20 protein-coding genes are annotated in these 20,457 nt (G+C 53.5%); 6 read left to right on the top strand and 14 right to left on the bottom strand.

Annotation, left to right across the window (positions count from 1 at the left end):
- Positions 1–22: 22 nt before the first annotated feature.
- From AC0VXT_RS12460 to AC0VXT_RS12435, 6 genes are all read right to left on the bottom strand, one after another.
- Positions 23–562 (bottom strand): hypothetical protein, encoded by a 540-nt coding sequence (locus AC0VXT_RS12460; RefSeq protein ID WP_101303603.1) that lies wholly within the window; start codon positions 560–562, stop codon positions 23–25.
- A 241-nt stretch (positions 563–803) separates the two neighbouring features.
- A complete protein-coding gene (gene hemA, locus AC0VXT_RS12455; protein ID WP_475545697.1) occupies positions 804–2,021 on the bottom strand; it encodes a 5-aminolevulinate synthase in 1,218 nt (405 codons plus the stop codon).
- A 529-nt stretch (positions 2,022–2,550) separates the two neighbouring features.
- Positions 2,551–3,954 carry an aspartate aminotransferase family protein gene (locus AC0VXT_RS12450; protein ID WP_417823515.1) on the bottom strand — a complete coding sequence of 468 codons (1,404 nt, stop codon included), beginning with the start codon at positions 3,952–3,954 and terminating at the stop codon, positions 2,551–2,553.
- 199 nt (positions 3,955–4,153) lie between these two features.
- Positions 4,154–4,996, bottom strand: a complete 843-nt coding sequence (locus tag AC0VXT_RS12445; protein WP_475545696.1) for a universal stress protein — start codon at positions 4,994–4,996, stop codon at positions 4,154–4,156.
- Between the two features lie 160 nt (positions 4,997–5,156).
- Positions 5,157–5,768, bottom strand: coding sequence for a hypothetical protein (locus AC0VXT_RS12440; protein WP_475545695.1), 612 nt, complete (start codon positions 5,766–5,768; stop codon positions 5,157–5,159).
- 178 nt (positions 5,769–5,946) lie between these two features.
- The gene (locus AC0VXT_RS12435; RefSeq protein WP_475545694.1) at positions 5,947–6,813 is read right to left on the bottom strand and encodes a LysR family transcriptional regulator; all 867 of its coding nucleotides are present in this window, start codon (positions 6,811–6,813) and stop codon (positions 5,947–5,949) included.
- Positions 6,814–6,945: 132 nt separating this feature from the next.
- On the opposite strand from AC0VXT_RS12435, the gene AC0VXT_RS12430 reads away from it, so the two are divergent.
- Both AC0VXT_RS12430 and AC0VXT_RS12425 read left to right on the top strand, forming a co-directional pair.
- Complete coding sequence (locus AC0VXT_RS12430) at positions 6,946–7,317, top strand: VOC family protein (protein WP_101303613.1); 372 nt, start codon at positions 6,946–6,948, stop codon at positions 7,315–7,317.
- A 72-nt stretch (positions 7,318–7,389) separates the two neighbouring features.
- A complete protein-coding gene (locus AC0VXT_RS12425) occupies positions 7,390–8,100 on the top strand; it encodes a glutathione S-transferase family protein (RefSeq protein WP_475545693.1) in 711 nt (236 codons plus the stop codon).
- A 19-nt stretch (positions 8,101–8,119) separates the two neighbouring features.
- On the opposite strand, the gene AC0VXT_RS12420 is transcribed toward AC0VXT_RS12425, so the two are convergent.
- Positions 8,120–8,743 (bottom strand): TetR/AcrR family transcriptional regulator, encoded by a 624-nt coding sequence (locus AC0VXT_RS12420; RefSeq protein WP_475545692.1) that lies wholly within the window; start codon positions 8,741–8,743, stop codon positions 8,120–8,122.
- A gap of 93 nt (positions 8,744–8,836) precedes the next feature.
- Here AC0VXT_RS12420 and AC0VXT_RS12415 point away from each other — a divergent pair, with 93 nt between their 5' ends.
- Entirely contained in the window at positions 8,837–9,457 is a 621-nt protein-coding gene (locus tag AC0VXT_RS12415; protein WP_475545691.1) for an NAD(P)H-dependent oxidoreductase, read from the top strand.
- Positions 9,458–9,550: 93 nt separating this feature from the next.
- Here the strand turns inward: AC0VXT_RS12415 and AC0VXT_RS12410 are convergent, their stop codons facing one another.
- Positions 9,551–10,240 (bottom strand): orotate phosphoribosyltransferase, encoded by a 690-nt coding sequence (locus AC0VXT_RS12410; RefSeq protein ID WP_475545690.1) that lies wholly within the window; start codon positions 10,238–10,240, stop codon positions 9,551–9,553.
- A 258-nt stretch (positions 10,241–10,498) separates the two neighbouring features.
- On the opposite strand from AC0VXT_RS12410, the gene AC0VXT_RS12405 reads away from it, so the two are divergent.
- From AC0VXT_RS12405 to AC0VXT_RS12395, 3 genes are all read left to right on the top strand, one after another.
- Positions 10,499–10,789, top strand: coding sequence for a helix-turn-helix domain-containing protein (locus AC0VXT_RS12405; RefSeq protein WP_101303621.1), 291 nt, complete (start codon positions 10,499–10,501; stop codon positions 10,787–10,789).
- A gap of 78 nt (positions 10,790–10,867) precedes the next feature.
- On the top strand, positions 10,868–12,574 hold the full coding sequence (locus AC0VXT_RS12400; protein ID WP_475545689.1) for a SulP family inorganic anion transporter: 1,707 nt from the start codon (positions 10,868–10,870) through the stop codon (positions 12,572–12,574).
- A gap of 162 nt (positions 12,575–12,736) precedes the next feature.
- Entirely contained in the window at positions 12,737–13,522 is a 786-nt protein-coding gene (locus AC0VXT_RS12395; protein ID WP_475545688.1) for an enoyl-CoA hydratase/isomerase family protein, read from the top strand.
- A gap of 9 nt (positions 13,523–13,531) precedes the next feature.
- Here the strand turns inward: AC0VXT_RS12395 and AC0VXT_RS12390 are convergent, their stop codons facing one another.
- The 6 genes from AC0VXT_RS12390 to AC0VXT_RS12365 form a co-directional block, all read right to left on the bottom strand.
- On the bottom strand, positions 13,532–14,041 hold the full coding sequence (locus AC0VXT_RS12390) for a DinB family protein (RefSeq protein WP_475545687.1): 510 nt from the start codon (positions 14,039–14,041) through the stop codon (positions 13,532–13,534).
- Positions 14,042–14,066: 25 nt separating this feature from the next.
- Positions 14,067–15,353, bottom strand: a complete 1,287-nt coding sequence (locus AC0VXT_RS12385) for a multidrug effflux MFS transporter (protein ID WP_475545686.1) — start codon at positions 15,351–15,353, stop codon at positions 14,067–14,069.
- Positions 15,354–15,703: 350 nt separating this feature from the next.
- Entirely contained in the window at positions 15,704–17,113 is a 1,410-nt protein-coding gene (locus AC0VXT_RS12380; RefSeq protein WP_102782520.1) for a TRAP transporter large permease, read from the bottom strand.
- Positions 17,114–17,134: 21 nt separating this feature from the next.
- The gene (locus tag AC0VXT_RS12375) at positions 17,135–17,665 is read right to left on the bottom strand and encodes a TRAP transporter small permease (protein ID WP_475545685.1); all 531 of its coding nucleotides are present in this window, start codon (positions 17,663–17,665) and stop codon (positions 17,135–17,137) included.
- A gap of 77 nt (positions 17,666–17,742) precedes the next feature.
- Positions 17,743–18,735, bottom strand: a complete 993-nt coding sequence (locus AC0VXT_RS12370) for a TRAP transporter substrate-binding protein (RefSeq protein ID WP_475545684.1) — start codon at positions 18,733–18,735, stop codon at positions 17,743–17,745.
- A 316-nt stretch (positions 18,736–19,051) separates the two neighbouring features.
- The gene (locus AC0VXT_RS12365; RefSeq protein ID WP_475548581.1) at positions 19,052–20,428 is read right to left on the bottom strand and encodes a sigma-54-dependent transcriptional regulator; all 1,377 of its coding nucleotides are present in this window, start codon (positions 20,426–20,428) and stop codon (positions 19,052–19,054) included.
- Positions 20,429–20,457: the final 29 nt, after the last annotated feature.

Raw genomic sequence — 20,457 nt, 5'->3', positions numbered from 1 at the left:
AACGCGGTAGGGCAAGGCTGTGTTAAACCAGCAAACTCTTCAGCCAGTCGTTTTTTTGTTCAAGGCGTTTGACTTCCATTTCAAGCCAGCCGGTGAAGTTTGATGCTTCGTTGGCGTGCTCTTCGCGCAGGGCCAAAACACGTTCAAGATCAAGCTCGCACACATCCTGAAGGATTTCGAGCTGCTCACGTCGGATGTCATCATCAAGCAAATGCAGATAGCGCATCTTAAGCGCCATAATCAAACGCGATAGTTCACCCGATGTATCACGCAGGTTGCCTTGCATCAGTTCGACGAATTTATCGTGGCCCTGTTGGGTCAGGATAAGCTGCCCGTCGGAAAATGCGGTGCTTCCACTGTCTTCCTTGACCAGTCCTTCAAGCTTCAAAAGCTGTAATGAACTTCCCATCATATCAAGCGACGGCCCCATCATATGGGACATGAAATGACGCACGGAATTGGCCAGATCAGCATAGCTGATTGGTTTATCCGAAAGGGCAAGTGTGCCGAGTGCGCACAGGCGCAGACATTCTTTGGGGAGCAAGGTTCTATCCGAATACATGGGCGGCCCCTGTTTGATGACAGGACCGACGTTAACGCGAACGGTTATTAATTGCAATATTTGATCTTAAGGGCACTTTAAATGCCCGCGATCATCTTCAGCATGAATATAGGCTGCCCAATGGCGAAAGCAAACATTCGGGGCTGATTTGAAGATGTTAGATCAGAACAGTTTCGTTGACGGATCAAAAAAGGCCAGGGCATTTGCCACTGGCCTTCGTTTTCTGATCCCTGACGCACGATCAGGCGGCCTTGGAAATGCCCAACTGGCTCCAGACGGCAAGTAGCGAGTTGATCAGGTGATCCATTAATTCGTCATTATGCAACGGACCGGGGGTGAAGCGCAGGCGTTCGGTGCCGCGCGGCACGGTTGGATAGTTGATCGGCTGCACGTAGATATCATGTTCAAACAGCAGGCGGTCGCTGGCTTCCTTACACATCGCGGCATTGCCAACCATCAGTGGGACAATGTGGCTTGGCGCGTCCATTACCGGAAGACCGACTTCACGCATACGTTCGCGAAGGGTTTCAGCACGTTCTTTTTGTGCAATGCGTTCCGCGTTGCTTTCTTTTAGATGGCGGACAGCTGCCAATGCGCCTGCTGCAATGCTTGGCGGGTGGGAGCTGGTAAAGATGAACCCGTTGCCAAAGCTGCGCACGAAATCGACGATTTCCGGTTTGGCGGCGATGTAACCGCCAATGACGCCAAATGCCTTGGCCAGTGTGCCCTGAACGATATCAACGCGGTTCATAACGCCATCGCGTTCGGCAACACCGCCGCCGCGCGGGCCGTACATGCCCACCGCATGGACTTCATCAAGGTATGAAATCGCGTTGTATTTTTCGCAAAGATCAAGAATCTGGCCAATCGGGGCAATGTCGCCATCCATCGAATAAACCGACTCGAACGCGACGATTTTGGCGCGCTCCGGGCCGAGGTCCTTTAAGATGGCTTCAAGATGTTCGACGTCGTTGTGGTTCCAGATGCGGCGTTCGGCCTTGGAATGGCGCATGCCTTCGATCATCGAATTATGGTTCTGGGAGTTGGAAATGATCACGCAATCGGGCAATTTGGAGCCAAGGGTTGACAGCGTGGTCCAGTTGGCGACATAGCCAGACGTCATCAGAAGCGCGGCTTCCTTGCCATGCAAATCGGCGAGCTCTTGCTCAAGCGCGACGTGCAGATGGTTGGAACCGGAGATGTTGCGTGTGCCACCCGCACCGCCGCCTTGGCCGGAAACGGCTTTGTCCATGGCTTCAAGAACCTTGGGGTGCTGACCCATGCCAAGATAATCGTTGGAACACCAGACAGTGATTTCGCGCGGCGCTTCCCCATTTTCCGGATGATAGAGGGACTTGGGAAATTTGCCGACAATGCGTTCAAGATTGGCGAACACGCGATATCGGCCCTCAGCCTTAAGGCCAGAGATCGCGTCTTTGAAGAAGTTGTTATAATTCATCTTTGTTACTTTCGCCTGTCTCTTTGCGACGGAACAGTTTCGCACATCACAAAGCTCTGGTCTTGTCCTGATCAGCGATCTGATCGGGACACGTCGTCCGGCTTGACCGGGTCTTGATGTTTCCCTTATCGGACATGGCGTCCGACACGGCATTGACCCTTGTCAAAAATTAAAGCGATTCCAGTTTGTTTTGAACCGCACGGTCAGAGAAGGCGTTCCATCTTTCGTTTGTCGATCTCGCCGCAGGGTTGGTCCTGTTTCACGGACTTGGCGTACCCCGTCTCAATTCAGTTGTCAATTTGGGGCCATTGGCGGCATTTGGCAAGGATTTGAACGCATTTCACCCCACAATTATATCAATTCAGACCATAGTTTTAATCAATCGATTTGGTGTGATTTGGTATTTAAGGCTATTGGTCGCGATTTTAGGCGGTGTTTTGCGGGATCAGACGTGTGGTTTTAGAAAAAAAAGCCCGGCGCAAAACGGATTTGAGCCGGGCCTTTTGATGTTTTTGATTTGTGGCGCGACTTAAAGGCTGCTGTGCCACTCGGTCAGGGCAGCCTCGACCGCGTCAAACATCGTATGAATTTGATCTTCGGTGATGATCAGCGGCGGGCAGAAGGCAACCGTATCACCAAGCGCACGCAGGATCACACCATGTTCAAGACATTTGGCCGCAACGGCTTTGCCCGCAGCACCATAGGGATCAAACGGTGTTTTCGCACACTTATCAGAAACCAGTTCAAACGCCCCGATCAGGCCGTGGCCCCGAGTTTCGCCGACATGATCGAACTTGTTAAGGTCTTTGAGGCGTTTCTGGAACGGCGACATGACACTGCGGACATGCTCAATAATCCCGTCATCCTCATAGATTTTAAGGGTTTCAAGTGCGACGGCTGCTGCCACCGGGTGCCCGGAATAGGTAAAGCCATGGCCGAATGTCCCGACCTCGTCTGATCCCTTTTTGACGGCCTGATAAATCGCCTCGTTGATAAACAGGGCGGAAATCGGCAGGTAAGCCGATGACAGCTGTTTGGCGACCGTGATCATATCGGGTTTAAGGCGGAAGGTTTCGCTGGCAAACATCCGACCGGTCCGGCCAAAGCCGCAAATCACTTCATCGGCAATAAACAGGATGTCATAGCGTTTGAGCACTTCCTGAATTTTTTCAAAATAGGTGCGTGGCGGGACAATCACGCCACCAGCCCCCATGATCGGTTCGGCGATAAACGCGCCGACGGTTTCGGGGCCTTCGGCCTGGATCAGGTCTTCGAGCTGTTCGGCCAGACGGGTGGCGAAATCTTCTTCTTCCTCACCTGGCAGGGCATCGCGCCAGTAATGCGGTGTTTCGGTATGAAGAATACGATCAATCGGCAGATCAAACAGTTTGTGATTGCCCGGAAGGCCAGTCATCGAGGCCGCCGCCACGGTGACCCCGTGATAGCCTTTCTTGCGTGAGATGATCTTCTTCTTTTCCGGCTGGCCAATAGCATTATGATAATACCAAACCATTTTGACTGCGGAATCAGTGGCTTCTGAGCCACTGTTGGCGAAGAAGACCTTCGACATCGGCACGGGCGCGATTTCCAACAGCTTTTCGGCCAGATCAATCGCCGGGTTTGTGCTTTTGGATGCAAAGGTATGATAATAGGGCAGTATGTTGAGCTGCTTGGTGGCGGCATCCACCAGTCGTTTTTCGCTAAAGCCAAGCGACGTACACCAAAGACCTGCCATGCCTTCGATCAGTTTGTGACCCGCATCATCGGTGACATAGATGCCGTCACCGCCGGTAATGATGTGCGGGCCGGTTTGTTCGTGGGTGGCATGATTGGTATAGGGATGCAGGTAGCTCGCGACATCGCGGCTGGCATCTGAATTGCCCGGAACGGTTGGGGCGACGGCTGGATTGACGTTGGTGGCGTCGATGGTCATGGCGAACCTCGTTTTGATGTGGGGCCCTGAAACCCGTAAATGCTTTTAAGGCACTTTAATCCCACTTTGATCGGGCGCAACCCATTCCTTTGCACTGCGATAACTTTGCAATGGATTAACCCTTGATGACGAAAAACCGGCCGGAATGATCCGACCGGTTTTGATATGGAGTTTTAATGCGGGTGCGTGCGATATCGGCTTAGTGTGACATCAGGACCGGAACGGTCATGTGGCGCAAAAGATGCTGTGTCACACCGCCCATCATCAATTCGCGCAGGCGCGGGCGGCCATAGGCTCCGCAGACAATCAGATCAGAACTTTCATCCGCTGCCCGCGACAACAGCAAGTCACCAACACTGATGCCCGATGCATTCATCGTTTCCTTGGTCGCACTAATGCCGTGGCGTTTGAGACGGTCCGCGATGTCGATGCCCGGCACGGGCAGGGTATCACGTGCGCCCTTGTTCGGATCGGCACACAGAACCACGGCTTTCTTGGCGGTTTCAAGGAACGGCATGCTGTCGTTTACTGCGCGAACGGCTTCGCGGTAAGGTTTCCAGGCAATCAGAACCCGTTCGCCGACGGTGGCAAACTTTCCGACATAGGGCACGATCAGAACAGGTGTGCCAGACGTCAGAACAACCTTATCTGGCATTTCAGAGACAGAGCACGGATCACCGCTTTCCGGGTCGTGCTGTCCTAAAATCGTCAGGTCATGGTGGCGGGCATACATTGCTGCCGTATCGGCAAGTTCGGTGGCGGCACAGGTTGTTTGCTGCCAGCTAAACTCAATACCGGCATCTTTGCAGGCGGTTTCAAATACGCCTTGCGCCACTTTGCCCTGATCGGCCATTGCCTGACGTTGCTGAGCGATGATTTCTTGTGGAATTTGGACTTCCATAAAGCGCGGAATATCAGTCACAGGCAGCAGGAACAGACCTGTCAGATGGGCCTTCTGCGCCTTGGCAACCTTCAGCGCGACGGCAAGGCGTTCTGTGCAGGCAGGCGAATTGTCGATGTGAACAAGAATATCCCGATACATGAGACTGTCTCCATTGTACGGCCCGTCATCTTCACCAGAAGGGTGAGGATCACACGCGGGTCCTTTCGATATGGAACAAGCATAATCTCGGGTGCTTTGGGCGTCTTTGCTCTATCTCAAATTGAAGAATTTAAAACGACTTTATGGGGCGTATGTGCCGCTAGCCATCTGTGCCCGGCTGGGTCATTGGGATGACTTTTTCCATTTCCGGGGTGTCTGTGCCAGTTGACGGCACCATCCCTTGTGGTGCTGGCGGTGTTTGGGGTGCCATTTGGCCGCCCATGTTGCTGCCGGGCATATTGCTCATGGTTGGGTCGGACATCGGGATGTTCATTGCATCGCCCGACAACATCGACAGACTTTTATGCAGTTGCTGGGACAGTGGCGCCCAGTTTTTCTGCAACGTGGCACAGGACGCGGCATCGCCTTGCTGAACGCAGCGTTGCGCCATGCGATCCAGAATGCCGAGCGCAATGCGGGCCTCGTCAATTTGCTGTTTCTGCATTTGATCGAGCATTTTTTGATTTTGGTCTTCCATCATCACCAGGTTGTCAGGCTGTGTTGCGACCGATCCGGCGGTTGTCCCGGTTGGGCGTGCCATGGTTTGGGGCGCGCTATTGGCTCGTGCGTTGGACGGCGGGCCCCATGGGGTGACGATGGTTTGACTGTCATTGGCGACGGTGACGGGGTCTTCGACCGGTGCCATGCAGGCAGATACAGCACATGTCAGTGCAATCATGGTCAGAGTCTTGGCTGTTGTATGCATCGACATGTCGTGCTCCTTGGACCTGTGGCGTTTTACCGTGGTCACGCGATCGCGTTGTCCCTAAAACCGGCCGTATTGGATGCTACGACTTTGCTTTTGTTATGGAACATATTGGACTGACTTATCGCGCCTGTCCAGATATGGGCAGATGAAAGCTTTTTGACCGACCGGCGATCTCCGGGCATTACGCTGTGTGTATTCCGGGCGTTGATAATTTCGGTTCGTTTTTTAAGGTGCTGGTGATCCAGCGCATTGTAAGTTTTATCCGTTCGATGTGCCTGAGGTCAGGATGGGTCAAGACCCACAATCTGTTTGGCGCGATATCCTTTAGCACGGTGATCCGTTTCAAACCGGGGATGGCAAGATCGGTCGGCAAGCAGGCAAAGCCGCATCCCGAAAGTGCAAGTTGCGCCATTGCGATCAGGTCATCGGACTGCTGATGAATTTTACCCCGGTGAGATTTTTCCAACCATGTGAAAACGGGGTGACTGCGAAGCGTTCCGCACGCGCCGATAAAGTTCTGCTGTAATAGAAAATCCAGATCGTCAGTCGCAACATCATCAGAGGTGCCGTAAATGGCCCAACTGATTTTTCGGACCTCGCGGCCGACCAGATGTTCGGGCGGATGGCTGGCGACCCGAATTGCGATGTCGGCATAGCGTTGTGTCATGTTGAATTCCTGATTGCTCGTCAGCAGTTCAAGCTGAATGTCAGGATGTTCTGTATGAAATCGCGCAAAGCAATCGGGCAAAAGGAAATATGAAAAGCTTGTCGGGGCGGTAATGCGGACCAACCCGGACGGCGATACATCACGCCCGGAAATGTTCAGGTTGATCGCATCGAAGCTGTTCATGATCTGTCGGGCAGGGTGCAGCATATCTGCCCCGGCCTCGGTCAATTGATAATCGCCCCGAACCCGGTCAAACAGCCTCGCACCAGTTTCTTTTTCCAGAGCGTGAATATGACGAAACACGGTCGTGCTGCTGACGCGTAGTTTCTGTGATGCCTGTTCGAGCGATCCTGTCTCTGCGATGGCGAGAAAGGACTTCATGTAATTCCAGTCCATCGGCATAAATTCCAAATTTGCAATCATTGATTTCAAAATCGCGTATGTATTGCAAATTTGCAATTCTCTATTTCTGTTCCTGCGAAATGTTGAACGCACATAACAAAGGGAACTGTGATGATTGGCTACACATCCGTTGGAACGAATGACCTGACGCGCTCTGGCGCATTTTATGACGCATTGTTTGAGTGTTTTGGGGCAGGCCGCGTCATGGTTGTTTCCGATTTTATTGTCTGGGGACAGAGTACCGATAGCCCATGTTTTTCTGTCCATGTTCCGTTTGATGGCAAACCGGCAACCGTCGGAAATGGCACAATGATCGCCTTGGCCGCACAATCGCGCCAGCAGGTTGACGAGGTCTATCAAAAGGCGCTGGCGTTGGGCGGTACATCAGAAGGCACACCCGGTCCGCGCACCGACGACGGATTTTATGCCGCATATTTCCGTGATCTGGATGGCAATAAACTGAACGTGCATTTCATGGGATAGTGCGGCGTCATGATTTCCGTCAGCTGTTCGTCAGAATGGTTTTTAGAGTTTTCCAAACTTCGGGGATGTGTGATGTACCCTCATTTTCGTCTGGTGGGACATCGATTATGTCCCTATGTGCAGCGTGTTTCCATGGTCATGGCCGCACGTTCAATTGATCACGAACGGGTTGATATTTCACTTGATGATAAGCCGGACTGGCTTTTTGACATCAGCCCGACGGGCAAAGTGCCGGTCTTGGTTGTTGATCACGGGCGGGTCCTGTTCGAGGCCGCTGCGATCTGTGAGTATCTTGATGATTTAACCAGCAAGACGTTGTTGCCTCGCGATCCTTATGAACGTGGCCTGCACCGTGGGCTGATTGCACTTGGCGAACAGATATTGTCGTTGACGGCAATGCTGATTTATCAGGCGCCAACGGAGGATACGGTCGATGCAACGGTGGCACAGATAACCCAACGGCTTGAAATACTTGCCTGCCATGTTGAGACAAAACCTTTGCAGGCGCTGGGACGCATTGGTCTGCTTGATTTTGTTTTCGCAACGGTTTTTCGACCGTTTCCATTGCTTTCGGTTGGATTGAACCGGAATCTTTATGCCGGAATGGATTGTCTGAAAGACTGGTCGATCAAGCTTTCGGGGCACGACATCATCCAAAATGCCGTGCCCCGGAGCTACCTTGCGGAAATGCAGAAATTCATTGCGACGAAGGAAGGGTATCTAGCCCGCCGGTTGGCGGTACTGCCGCCTGTGCATTTGGCTTATAGACAAGACGCTGGTTAGAGACCTGTGTCTGTTTATGTCAGTCGGATACGTGTCGTGCCACCATGGCGACAATGGTGTCAAAAAGTTCGTTCTTCGCCTGTTCCTGTGTGATTTCGCCGGTTGCCGCCGCGTAGGACAGGGCCTCTGCCGCGCCAAGGAACCCCCATAGGCTGACCGTTGATACGGTGCCGTTGGCACAAAAAGGGGCAAGAATGTCGCGGCATTTTTCAAGAAACAGGAGGTTGTAGTCGCGTTTTACCTGCTCAAGCTCTGGCGACCCGGCAAGTGCGGAAATGACACCTGATATTTCACGCCCCTGTGACAACACGCAATCAACATAAGATGATGCAATCACCCACGCCTTGTCGTTCAGGGTGGGCGCACTTGCCTGAAGGGCGGCGTCAAGCACGGCGGACTGGCGCATATCGTAATCCTGATACAAGGCGATCAGTAATCCCGACCGGGTGCCAAAATGATCATAGACAACCGGCTTGGTCACACCGGCCTGCTCGGCAAGGGACCCAAGGCTAAGTGCCTCGGTTCCTTGCCCACGCACCATTTGCCACGCGACATCAACAAGTTGACAATATCGATCCTCCCGCGAGAGCCGTTTGCGCGGTTTGTGGCGGGTTGGAGAATTATTTGCGCTGGTGCTTGACATCGCTATATACCAAACGTAACTTACGGAAAGTAACTTACTAAAAGTATATAGTGATTGCCGTCCTGAGGCAATCGGTTAAGAAGGAGATCAGTCATGCACGCACTTGTGGTTGTTGCACATCCAAATACCGGTTCGTTTACCCATGCTGTTGCCAGTCATATCGGCAAGGGCATTGAAGATGCCGGATCGGACCACAGTTTCGAACTTGCCGACCTTACGGCAGAGGGATTTGATCCGCGGTTCAGTTTGGGCGATGTCGCGGGGGTTGACCTTGTCACGCCGTACCCCGATGACGTCATCGCCGAACAACAGAGGATCGACCGTGCCGATACGCTGGTTCTGGTTTTTCCGATCTATTGGTGGTCGATGCCCGCCATCATGAAAGGGTGGATTGACCGTGTGTTCACCAATGGCTGGGCCTATGAGGACATAGACGGCGAAAAGGTGATTAAAAAGCTGACTCATTTGAAGGTTCATCTTGTCGCCATTGGCGGTGCCGGTTTGGGCACATTTGCCCGGCATGGGTATTTCGGCGCAATGAAGCTGCAAATCCATCAGGGTATTTTTGATTATTGCGGCGTTGAGGTCGCGTCATCCGAATTGATGTTGCTGGCCGATGGCAATGATCCGGCCGCACACCTGAAAACCGCGCATGACCTTGGGGCGGCGATCCCGGCCAAGGTGGCGCAACCTGATCTGGATATGGCGGGATAAATCCCGGTTCTTCTATCCCGGCCGTCACAAGGTGAAAAACAAAACGTCCGCCAAAATCTGGCGGGCGTTTGAATGTGTGCTGTTTGGCTTCGCTTAGTCGTGCTTGCCGCCATGTGCCTTGGACCAGCTAATCGGATCAGCAAGGAACGAGCGCACCCCTTCGATGGCGTCTTGGCTGAAATATTCGCCTTCTTCGGCAACGGCCAGAACGTCCGCCCAGGTGGCAAGGTAATGCATTTCGATGTCGTCTTTGCGCAGTTCTTCAAGCGCACCTTCGAAGATGTCATAGAAGAACACGACAAAGGCGTGTTTGCATTCCCCACCGGCGTCCCGGATGGCATTGACGAAATTGACTTTCGAGGCACCATCGGTGGCCAGATCTTCGACCAGAAGAACGCGCTGACCTTCGTGGATGTCGCCTTCGATGCGGGCCTTGCGACCGAACCCTTTGGGTTTTTTGCGAACATACTGCATCGGCAGGTCCATCACATCGGCCAGCCACGCGGAATAAGGGATACCCGCCGTTTCACCACCGGCGACGGCATCAAATGCCTCGTAACCTGCTTTGTCAGAAACCTGACGGGCGGCAAGCTCAATCACCTTGCGGCGTGCGCGCGGGAATGAAATCAATTTGCGGCAGTCGATATAGACCGGGCTGGCCCAGCCAGACGTCAGGATATAGGCTTCTTCCGGGCGGAAATTAACCGCACCGATGTCCAGCAAAATCTTGGCAACGGTTTTGGCAGCATAGGAACAATGCGCGGTCGGTGATGGGGTGGTCATGGCAGCTTTACCCTCTTTGGCTCGAAGATTTGCCGACCTCATAACGCTTTTGACCAAAAAGCGCAAAGAAAAGCCGCTGACCGGGTGGTCAGGATTGGGGCTGTCGCACGGTCAAAAAGAGAATTGGCAAAGAATGAGCGCGGCGTGAATTGTGAAATGAAGGTATAAGGTATCATAAATGATATCTCAAATATCATAATTGAAGTTTTAAATGCGTTTTGTTAGGCTTTGGTTCGGTTCCAATAGAGGGTTTGCTTTATGATTACCGCAGGACAAATGCGCGCGGCGCGGGCCCTGTTGGGCATTGATCAAAAAACACTGGCTGAAATGGCCGGGGTTTCGGTGCCGACCATTCAGCGAATGGAGGCCAGCAAGGGCAATGTGCGCGGTGTGGTCGATACGCTGGCTAAGGTTGTCGAGGCGCTTGATCGTGCCGGGATCGAGCTGATCGGGGATAACGTGCAAAGTATTTCAACGGGCCGAGGTGTGCGCCTGAAGGATCCTGCAATACGTCCCGCCGAAAACACGACCAAACAGGACGAAGAATAAACCGCAACATCACTTGCGACGGAGACCGCCGACACTTGCCGACGATCCCGCCGCCTTTTCACAAGGCCGCCGGACAAAATGAAAACTGAAACGACCAGAACCAAGACGATTTCCGACCCCGGATATGTTGATCTTTTTACCCCGAAGCTTGTTACCGTCCTGCGCGAGGGATATGGGCTTGCGCAATTGCGGGCAGATGCGATTGCCGGACTGACGGTGGCAATTGTTGCCCTGCCGTTGTCTATGGCGATTGCGATTGCATCGGGGGTATCCCCGGCACAGGGGCTTTATACTGCCGTCGTTGGTGGAATTCTGGTGTCGCTGCTTGGTGGAAGCCGGTTTCAGATTGGTGGACCGGCAGGGGCCTTTATCGTTTTGGTGGCTGGCACTGTTCAGGTGCATGGCATCGACGGGCTGATTATCGCGACGATCATGTCGGGCTTCATCCTGATGGGAGTCGGCGGATTGAAGCTCGGCACCTATATCAAGTTCATTCCCTATCCGGTGACGGTTGGCTTTACCGCTGGCATTGCTGTGATCATTTTCTCCAGCCAGATCAAGGATTTGCTGGGCTTGACCCTGTTTGGGCCAGAGCCGGGGCCGTTGCTTGAAAAACTGCCGGTAATCTGGGCTGCATTGCCGAGCATTGATCCGATCACGGTGATGCTGTCAGGCGGAACGATTGTTGTGATTGTTGGACTAAAACGGTTGCGGCCGCATTGGCCGGGCATGCTGATTGCGGTGGCTGGCACAGCCATTGTGACCATCGCGTTTGACTTTCAGGTCTCGACGATTGGCAGCATGTTTGGTGGTATTCCAAGTGAATTTCCACTTCCGTCTTTGCCGGCATTTTCAATCGATAAGGTCCAGGCGGTGATCCCCAATGCGATTGCTTTTGCGTTGCTTGGCGCGATTGAATCGCTGCTGTCGGCCGTTGTGGCCGATGGCATGACCGGACGGCGACATCGTTCCAACTGCGAATTGGTGGCCCAAGGGGGTGCCAATATTGCGTCAGGCCTGTTTGGCGGGATTTGCGTGACCGGCACGATTGCGCGCACGGCAACCAATATTCGCGCAGGCGCCCATGGACCGATTGCCGGAATACTTCATGCGCTGTTTTTGTTGATGTTCATTTTGATTGCCGCACCGCTGGCAAGTTTCATCCCGCTGGCCTGTTTGGCCGGGGTGCTGGCGGTTGTGGCGTGGAACATGATCGAAAGACATGCCTTTGCCACGCTTTTGCGGGCCTCGCGCGGGGATGCGGCGGTCCTGATGGCGACATTCCTTTTGACGATCTTCCGCGATCTGATGGAGGCCATCGTGGTTGGTTTTGCCTTAGGCGCGGTGCTGTTTATCCAGCGCATGTCAAAAACCACCGCCATTGCAAGCCACACGCCGTTTGTTTCTGAAGATCAGGCTGATCGAAAGGCGGGGGCTCCGATATCATCGGATGTCGCACCCGCAACTGATCCCAGTATTATTGTTTACCGGATTTCGGGCGTGTTCTTTTTTGGGGCGGCGGCTTCGATCGGTTCGGTGCTTGACCAGATTGGCGATATTCATCGGGCCTTGATCATTGATTTCGCCGCCGTGCCGTTTCTGGACTCTACAGCGGCCAATACGCTGGCCAGTCTGGCCAGCAAGGCCGATGGGCGCGGTGTGCAAGTAATATTGACCGGAACATCCCACGACGTGCGACGGGAACTGTTTGCCCATGGCATCAAGCCGCCATTGGTGCAGTACGAACACACGATTGAAAAGGCTGTGGGCAGCGTACGGGGGTAAAGGTGGGCGCCTCACATTCAATATGACCGCATAGCCGACACAAGCAAGATCAGCCAGATTTGTCGCGTTTGCTGGGGGCTTTATGCCTAAAGTATTGGCAAATAGGGGTTTGGGCGTTATTTGGTATATGAATACCGATTTGTTGATTTGAAAGGCAGGACGATGGCGCAGGAAACCGGACTTGTTGTGGATACCAATGGCGGTGTTGCGACCATCACCATTTGCCAACCGGAACGCAAAAATGCCCTGACCAAACCGATGTGGGGCACGCTGGCGCGCATTGCACAGGAATTGTCTGATGATATGGATTTGCGCTGTGTGGTCATTCGCGGTGGCGACGGGGTTGGGTTTGGCGCCGGGGCAGACATTCATGAGTTTGTGCGCGAACGGGCCGGATTTGAAAAGGCGCGCGATTACGGAATGCTGCATGCCGAAGCCCTGCAAGCCATTCAGTCCTGCACGCATCCAGTGATTGCCGCGATTGACGGGCCGTGCATGGGGGCATCGTTTGTTTTGGCCGCCGTGTGTGATTTGCGCATTGCCGCCGATAACGCCAAATTTGCTGTGCCGCCGATGAAACTGGGCGCAACACTTGGGTATCCGGAATTGCAAATCATGCTGGATTTACTGGGCGAGGCAGCCCTGTTTGAAATCCTGCTTGAAGGACAGATGTTTGGTGCCGAACGCGCACGTGAAATCGGCTTTGTTGCCCGCCATGTGTCGATTGCTGATTTTGACGGCGAAGTGGCGACAACCGCAAACCGTATTGTTGGCGGTGCGCCGATCACCCAACGTCTGCACAAGAAAATGATCAACCGACTGCGCCAAGGCGGGGCGATTGATGCGCGTGAATTTGACGATGGATACCGCGCCTTTGACAGTGCGGATTTCAAGGAAGGCTACACCGCGTTCCTTGAAAAGCGCAAAGCGGTGTTTGTTGGAAAGTAAGCGTTAAGCTTATAGCGGAAGGTCCGGCGTCAGCGGCACATCGGTGATGCCGTAATCAAGGCCCATCTTATGCAGTTCGCTGGTGATCTGGGATCTGTGGTGGGTTTGGTGATTGAAAAACTGGATCAGAAACAGTGGGCGGGGCAAATTGCGGGTAATGCCGTCAACCCCGGTGAATTCGCGAAACCCGTCCTGCCAGTCGTGATCATCGGATGTGACAAATGCCTCGATCTCTGCATCAAGGTCACGGCGCGCTTGGCGCAGGGTATCGAAATCATCGGCAACCGCGCCATGCGCATCATACACCGGGGCCTCACCGGTTTTCATGATGCCCAGAATGCGGATGTCGATATGGACCAGGTGGTTCAGAGTTGCATGGATTGATTTGAAAAACATGCCACGGTCGCGACGGCGTTCGTCATCCCCGATCTGATCACAGAGGTTAAACAGAACGTCGTTCTGCCATCTGTTGTAGCGGGCCATCACACGGCCGTAGTCATCGAACGTCAATTTCGCCATGTGTATGGGGCTCCTTTGGGACGGGTTATTCTGCGGATACCGGTTTGGCTTCGGTTTCTGGGGTGTTTGGCGCGTTAAAGTCATAGGCAACTTCGGGCAGCTTTGCCTCGGCCACGAAATGAACCATCAGATTGGCAAAAATCGCAAAGCAGAGCATTGAAATGGTGACAGGCAAGAGCGTGCCGTCATGAAAATGCCCAATCATCATCCCGGCGACCGCACCGGTGGCAAACTGGATGGTGCCCATCAGGGCCGTGGCCGTACCACCAATGTGAGGGAAATACTGCATGAAGGATGCGGTGGCATTGGGAGCCGTCAACCCGATCATGCCGACTGACAGCATCACCAATGGTACGACACTATAAAGGGTCGGCTCAAACACGTTGATTGCAAAGAATAATCCAATGACGCTGGCAAGCTGGATGCCAGCACCAATCATCAGAATTTGATGACATTCAAGACGGCGCAGCAATGGATTGTTCAGCCGGTTGCAGATCACGATCACAACAACATTGCAGCCAAACAGATAGGGGAAGACCGCCGGGGATACGCCGAAAAAGTCGATATACATGAATGGGCTGTCGGTCAGGAAGCTAAACATCACCGCACTCGCACCTGTGTGGGTCAGCATAAAACCAACCGCCTTGCGCGTGCGCAAAACCCCAAGATATGTCCACCAGATACGGCGCGCCGGTCCGGCATAACGGGGCCGGTATTTGGTGGTTTCGGGCATTTTGAACCAGACGACAAACAGCATCACGCTGCCATAGATCACCAATAAAACAAAGATCGCCTGCCAGTTAAACCAGACCAGAAGCACCGATCCGACAGTCGGGGCGACAAGCGGGGCAATCATCATGATTACGGCAATCAGCGCGAACATGCGCGCGGCTTCCTTGCCATCATAAAGATCACGCACCGAGGCGCCGACTACCACAAGGGCAAAGCCGCCACCAATCGCCTGAATAAACCGCATGACATTCAGGGCGGTGGAACTCTCAACGCTGGTGATGATGGCACTGGTGATGATGTAAATGATAAGGCCGGTCAGTGCGATGGGACGACGGCCAATACGGTCCGATATCGGACCGCCAATCAACTGGCCCAAGGCAAACCCGATGAGAAACGTACTGATGGAGACCTCAACCGCGTGGGTTGTCGCGCCAAAATCATCCGCCATGGCGGGGATGGCTGGCAGATAGGTATCAATTGCGAACGGGGCCGTCGCAATCAACGCTGCCAGCAACAATGCCAGACGTTTTGGGTTTAACTCGGTGTTTGGCGCGTTGCTGGCCATATCATTCCATTCCATTCCGTTTCATGAGGTGGCAGGTGGGGAGCAGGTTTCCCGATGTCCAGATCAGAGCATTATTTCAACTTGCCAACGGAGGACGTTGCGAATGCCGTCAGCCTGAGGCAAGCAGGATGAAGGTGGCTGTGGTGTGGGGCTCTGGAAATTATCGGGTAACAGCAACCTGAAACGATTCAAGCTGTTCATTATCCACAAAAAATCCGTTCTTTCCAGAGATGGTAGATATGAACAGCAGTATGGCAGCCATGCAGGCCATTGATCGTAAACGCACAAAGGGCGGCATCCGTTGGAATGCCGCCCTTTGCGTTACAATGTATTTGGCAATTTGAATTGCAGATCAGCTCACCCGATCAATGGGTCATGATCCGTTCAGGGCCCATCAATGTATTTGGCAACCAGGTCGAGATGACCGGAACATAGGTGATCAGGATCAGGAAGCCCAAAAGGATCATCAACCACGGCAATGCCGCCTTAACGACCTTGAGCAACGGCATGCCCGTGATCCCGGATGTCACAAACAGGTTCAACCCAACCGGCGGGGTGATCATGCCGATTTCCATATTGACCACCATGATGATGCCCAGATGGATTGGATCGATGCCAAGCTGCATGGCAATCGGGAACAGGATCGGTGCCATGATCAAAAGGATCGCCGAGGGTTCCATAAAGTTGCCAGCAATCAGCAGCACGATATTGACAACAATCAGGAAGCCCCATGCCGGAAGTCCCCAGTCGATAATGGTTCCAGCAATGGTATGAGGAATGCGTTCCGAGGTCAGTACATGGGCAAACAGCATCGCATTGGCGATGATGAACATCAGCATGATCGTGACTTTTCCAGCCTCAAGCAGGACCTGACGGATGTCCTTGTCAAACGGGATCAGTGCGAGTGCTTTGCCCATTTTCGGCAGGTTATAGGCAAGCAGGCTGCCAAAACCGGTGTTGCCGTTTTCAGGCACCCATGACTGTTCCTTGATCGGGCCCATGTCACGGTAAAATACCACGGCAACAATCATGGCATAGAAGGCTGCAACGGCGGCGGCCTCGGTCGGGGTGAAAACACCACCGTAAATACCGCCCATGATCAGCACCACAAGGAAAAGTCCACCAGATGCCGACAGCAATGCACGGCCCCATTCGCCAAGGGTCGGGCGTGGCTGGCTTGGCAGTTTCTTGACGCGTGCGACGATGTAAATCGCAATCATCAACATCAGGCCGACCATGATTCCCGGGATCACCCCGGCAAGGAACATGCGGCCAACCGAAACCTCGGTCGCGGCGGCATAGACCACCATAACGATGGAGGGCGGGATCAGAATGCCAAGTGTTCCGGCATTACAAATCACACCGGCGGCAAAGCTTTGTGGATAGCCTGCGCGCACCATCCCGGCGATCACGATGGAGCCGATGGCAACAACGGTGGCCGGGCTGGAGCCGGAAACGGCGGCAAACAGCATACAGGCCAGAACCGATGCCATGGCAAGACCACCGGGGAACCAGCCAACCGTATCAATGGCAAAGCGGATCAGACGGCGCGCGACGCCCCCAGTTGATAAAAATGCCGATGCCAGAATGAAATAAGGGATGGCAAGAAGGGTGTAATGTTCCATCCCGCCAAACAGCTTTTCCGCCAGCGTGGCGAGGCTGTCATCGCCAAACAGCATAATGGTCGCAAGCGACGACACGCCAAGTGAAATGGCAATCGGTGCGCCCAATGCCATTAAGCCGAACAGCAGGATAAACAGGAATGCAATTGTCATGATTTTGTGTCCCTGCCTGACTTATGATTTAGACTTGGCAGAAGCATTTTGATCATCGTCACTGCCATTGGGGGCAATCTGATCAATCGCTTCGCGGGCTTCGTCAGCCAGATTGAAACCAACCTGCTTGCCGGTAATGATCCGCCAGCCAACCTGTGCCAGACGGAACGCCAAAAGGGCGGCACCAACCGGCATGATCAGATAGACGAACCACAGCATGACCGGGCTGTCTTCGGCCTCCATTTCAAGCATGTGGTTGAAACTGACGAGTTCCCACCCGCCAATGATCAGCCAGCTTGAATAAAGGAGGCCTGCGCCAACAACGATAAGTCCAATGACGCGCTGGACCTTATCGGGGAACAGGCGCACAAGCGCATCCACCCCGATATGCGATCCAACCTTCACCCCATAGGACATGCCAAACAGGATCAGCCAGGCAAACAGGAACTCGGTGATTTCCAGAGCCCATGTCAGGCCGGAATTAAACACGTAGCGCATGACGACATTTACAAAGGTAAGTGACGTCATGGCGGCGAGCAGGAGGGCAATCAAGCCCTCCTCCAGCCGGGTAACGACCGCTGAAATCATCAGAAACGGCCCTTTTCCAAATGTAGGGAAAGAAGAACGGATCAGTTACACGCCGCAGCTGCGTCGATGATGTCCTGACCGATGTCGTCGGAGAATTCCGCCCAAACCGGTTTGACAGCATTCTGCCATGCGGAGAAATCGTCACCGGACAGTTGCTGAACTTCGGTTTCACCTGAATCAATGACGGCCTGACGCTGTTCGGCGGTCAGTTCAGCCGACAGGCTGTTGGCATAGTCGGATGCTTCGTTCATGGCCTGAGTCAGGCCGTCACGGATTTCCGGGTCCAGACCGTCCCACCATTTGGTCGAGGTGACGACCATGTAGTCCAGAAGACCATGGTTGGATTCGGTGATGTAATCCTGAACTTCGAAGAATTTCTTCGAATAGATGTTCGACCAAGTGTTTTCCTGACCATCAACAACACCCGTTTGCAGGGCGGAATAGGTTTCCGAGAATGCCATTTTCTGTGGCACCGCATCGACGGCTTCGAACTGTGCCGCGATTACGTCAGACGACTGAATACGGAATTTCAGGCCTTCGGCATCGGCAGGATTGTTGAGCGGCTTGTTGGCCGAAAGCTGTTTGAGGCCGTTGTGCCAATAGCCAACACCGGTCAAACCCTTGTCGGACATGGCGCCCAGAAGTTCCTGACCTTTTTCACCGTTCTGGAAGCAGGAAACTGCATCCATGTCTTTAAACAGGAACGGAAGGTCATAGACCTGAAGCTTTTTGGTCCATTTGCCAAATTTCGCCAGAGACGGTGCGCCGAACTGAACATCGCCACGCAGGATGGCGGCAAGAACCTTGCTGTCATCAAACAGCTGCGAGTTCGGGTAAATTTCAATTTTAACTTTGTCGCCAAGAATTTCTTCGGCGCGTTTTTTAAAGAATTCCGCACCCTTGCCTTTGGGGGTGTTCGGCGCGACCACATGGGCAAACTTGATGACTTCCTGTGCGGATGCCATGCCGTTCATGCCAAGGATTGCGGCCGTTGCAACACTGGCTGCGAGGATTTTCTTGCTGATAAGACGCATCAAAATGTCTCCCTATAAGTTTTGTGCGTTTTCCCGGTAGCGCGCCTTTTGTCGGCGTCGTTTTGAAACGCCGTGCGGCGCTGGCCTCTTATCAGCAAGGCGCGGGCCAGTTTTTACGGTTGCCTATAAACTACATGAAAACAACCGGTTAGGGGCATTGATGTAAGTGTGCGATGCAGCATAAGTGACTGTTTTTGTTGGGGATTTCGCACATCAAATTTCACGAATGTGTGAAAATCCACACACGCAAGTGGGGAGATAATGTGTACGTATTTCTGCGATGATGTGGATGGACTGGGATAAACAAAAACCCGCCTTATCGGGCGGGTTCTGCATCGGTGGAACTGCGGGGTTTTCTGAAATCAGCGGGGGTAATGCCGTATTTGGTCAATTTGTCATAGAATGTCTTGCGCGGCAGGCCAAGGGTCATGACCGTTGCAGTGACATTGCCGCCATGTTCACGCAGGGCTTCGCAAATCACACCTTTTTCAAAGGCATCGACCTGTTGGGGCAGGGATGCAATTTCCGTGTTGCTGTCGTCCTTGCCATTGGCCAGTGGATCAAGCCCCAGTACCCGGCGTTCAGCGGCATTGCGCAATTCGCGCACATTGCCCGGCCAGTCATGGGCGTTAAATGTTGCCTGCTCGGCCGGGGTGATCGGTTTTGTCGGGCGGTCAAACCGGTGGGCGGCATCGCGGGCAAAATGTTCAAACAACAATGGAATGTCGTCCTTACGATCGCGAAGCGGCGGGATATGAAGTTGCACGACATTCAGGCGGTAATAGAGGTCTTCGCGAAATTCGCCGCGTGATGCGGCGTCGCGCAAATCAATTTTGGTCGCCGCAACCACGCGCAGATCAATCGGCTGGACGCGGTTTGATCCCAACCGTTCAAGGGCGCGTTCCTGTAAAACCCGCAAAAGCTTGATCTGAAGGGCGAGCGGCATGCTTTCGATTTCATCAAGAAACATGGTGCCCTTATCGGCAAATTCGAATTTTCCGATGCGTTTATGATCCGCCCCGGTAAAAGCCCCGGCCTCGTGACCAAACAGTTCGGACTCAATGAGTTGTTCGGGCATTGCGCCGCAATTCACGGCAACGAACGGACCGCTGCGCCCCGACATTTCATGCAGGTTGCGTGCGATGACTTCCTTGCCAGACCCGGTTTCACCATTGATCAGCACATGTGCATTGGTCGATGCGACATTACCAATCAGGGTGCGCAGTTTTTCCATCGCCGGGTTTTGACCGATAAAGCCCGATACATTTTTGCTGTGGCGGGCCAGTTCGACCTTAAGGGTCCTGTTTTCCAGAACCAGTTTCCGGTGGCTGATGGCGCGTTTTGTGATGTCGATAAAAAGGTCGGGATCAAATGGTTTTTCAATGAAATCAAACGCCCCGTCATGCATGGCGCGGACAGCGGTTGCGATGTCACCATGTCCGGTAATCATGACGATGGGCATTTCGCCGTCAATTTTGCGGGCTTCGGTCAAAAATTCCAGACCATCCATTTTGGGCATGCGGATGTCAGAAACGACAACGCCCGACCAGCCTTTGCGCAGGCGGGCAAGGGCGGATAGCGCATCGGCAAAGACCTCAACCCGGATATCTGCCAGTTCGAGTGTCTGCTGTGCGGCTTCTCGCACATCGGCATCATCATCAACAAACAGAACGCAATGGGCGGTGGTTTGCACGGGCATTCCTTCGATCCGTTTCAAAGATC

This window comes from Thalassospira sp. Z349TD_5, from assembly GCF_056173045.1.
The sequence above is the reverse complement of the archived record's forward strand: the minus strand, read 5'-3'. Positions and strand labels throughout refer to the sequence as shown.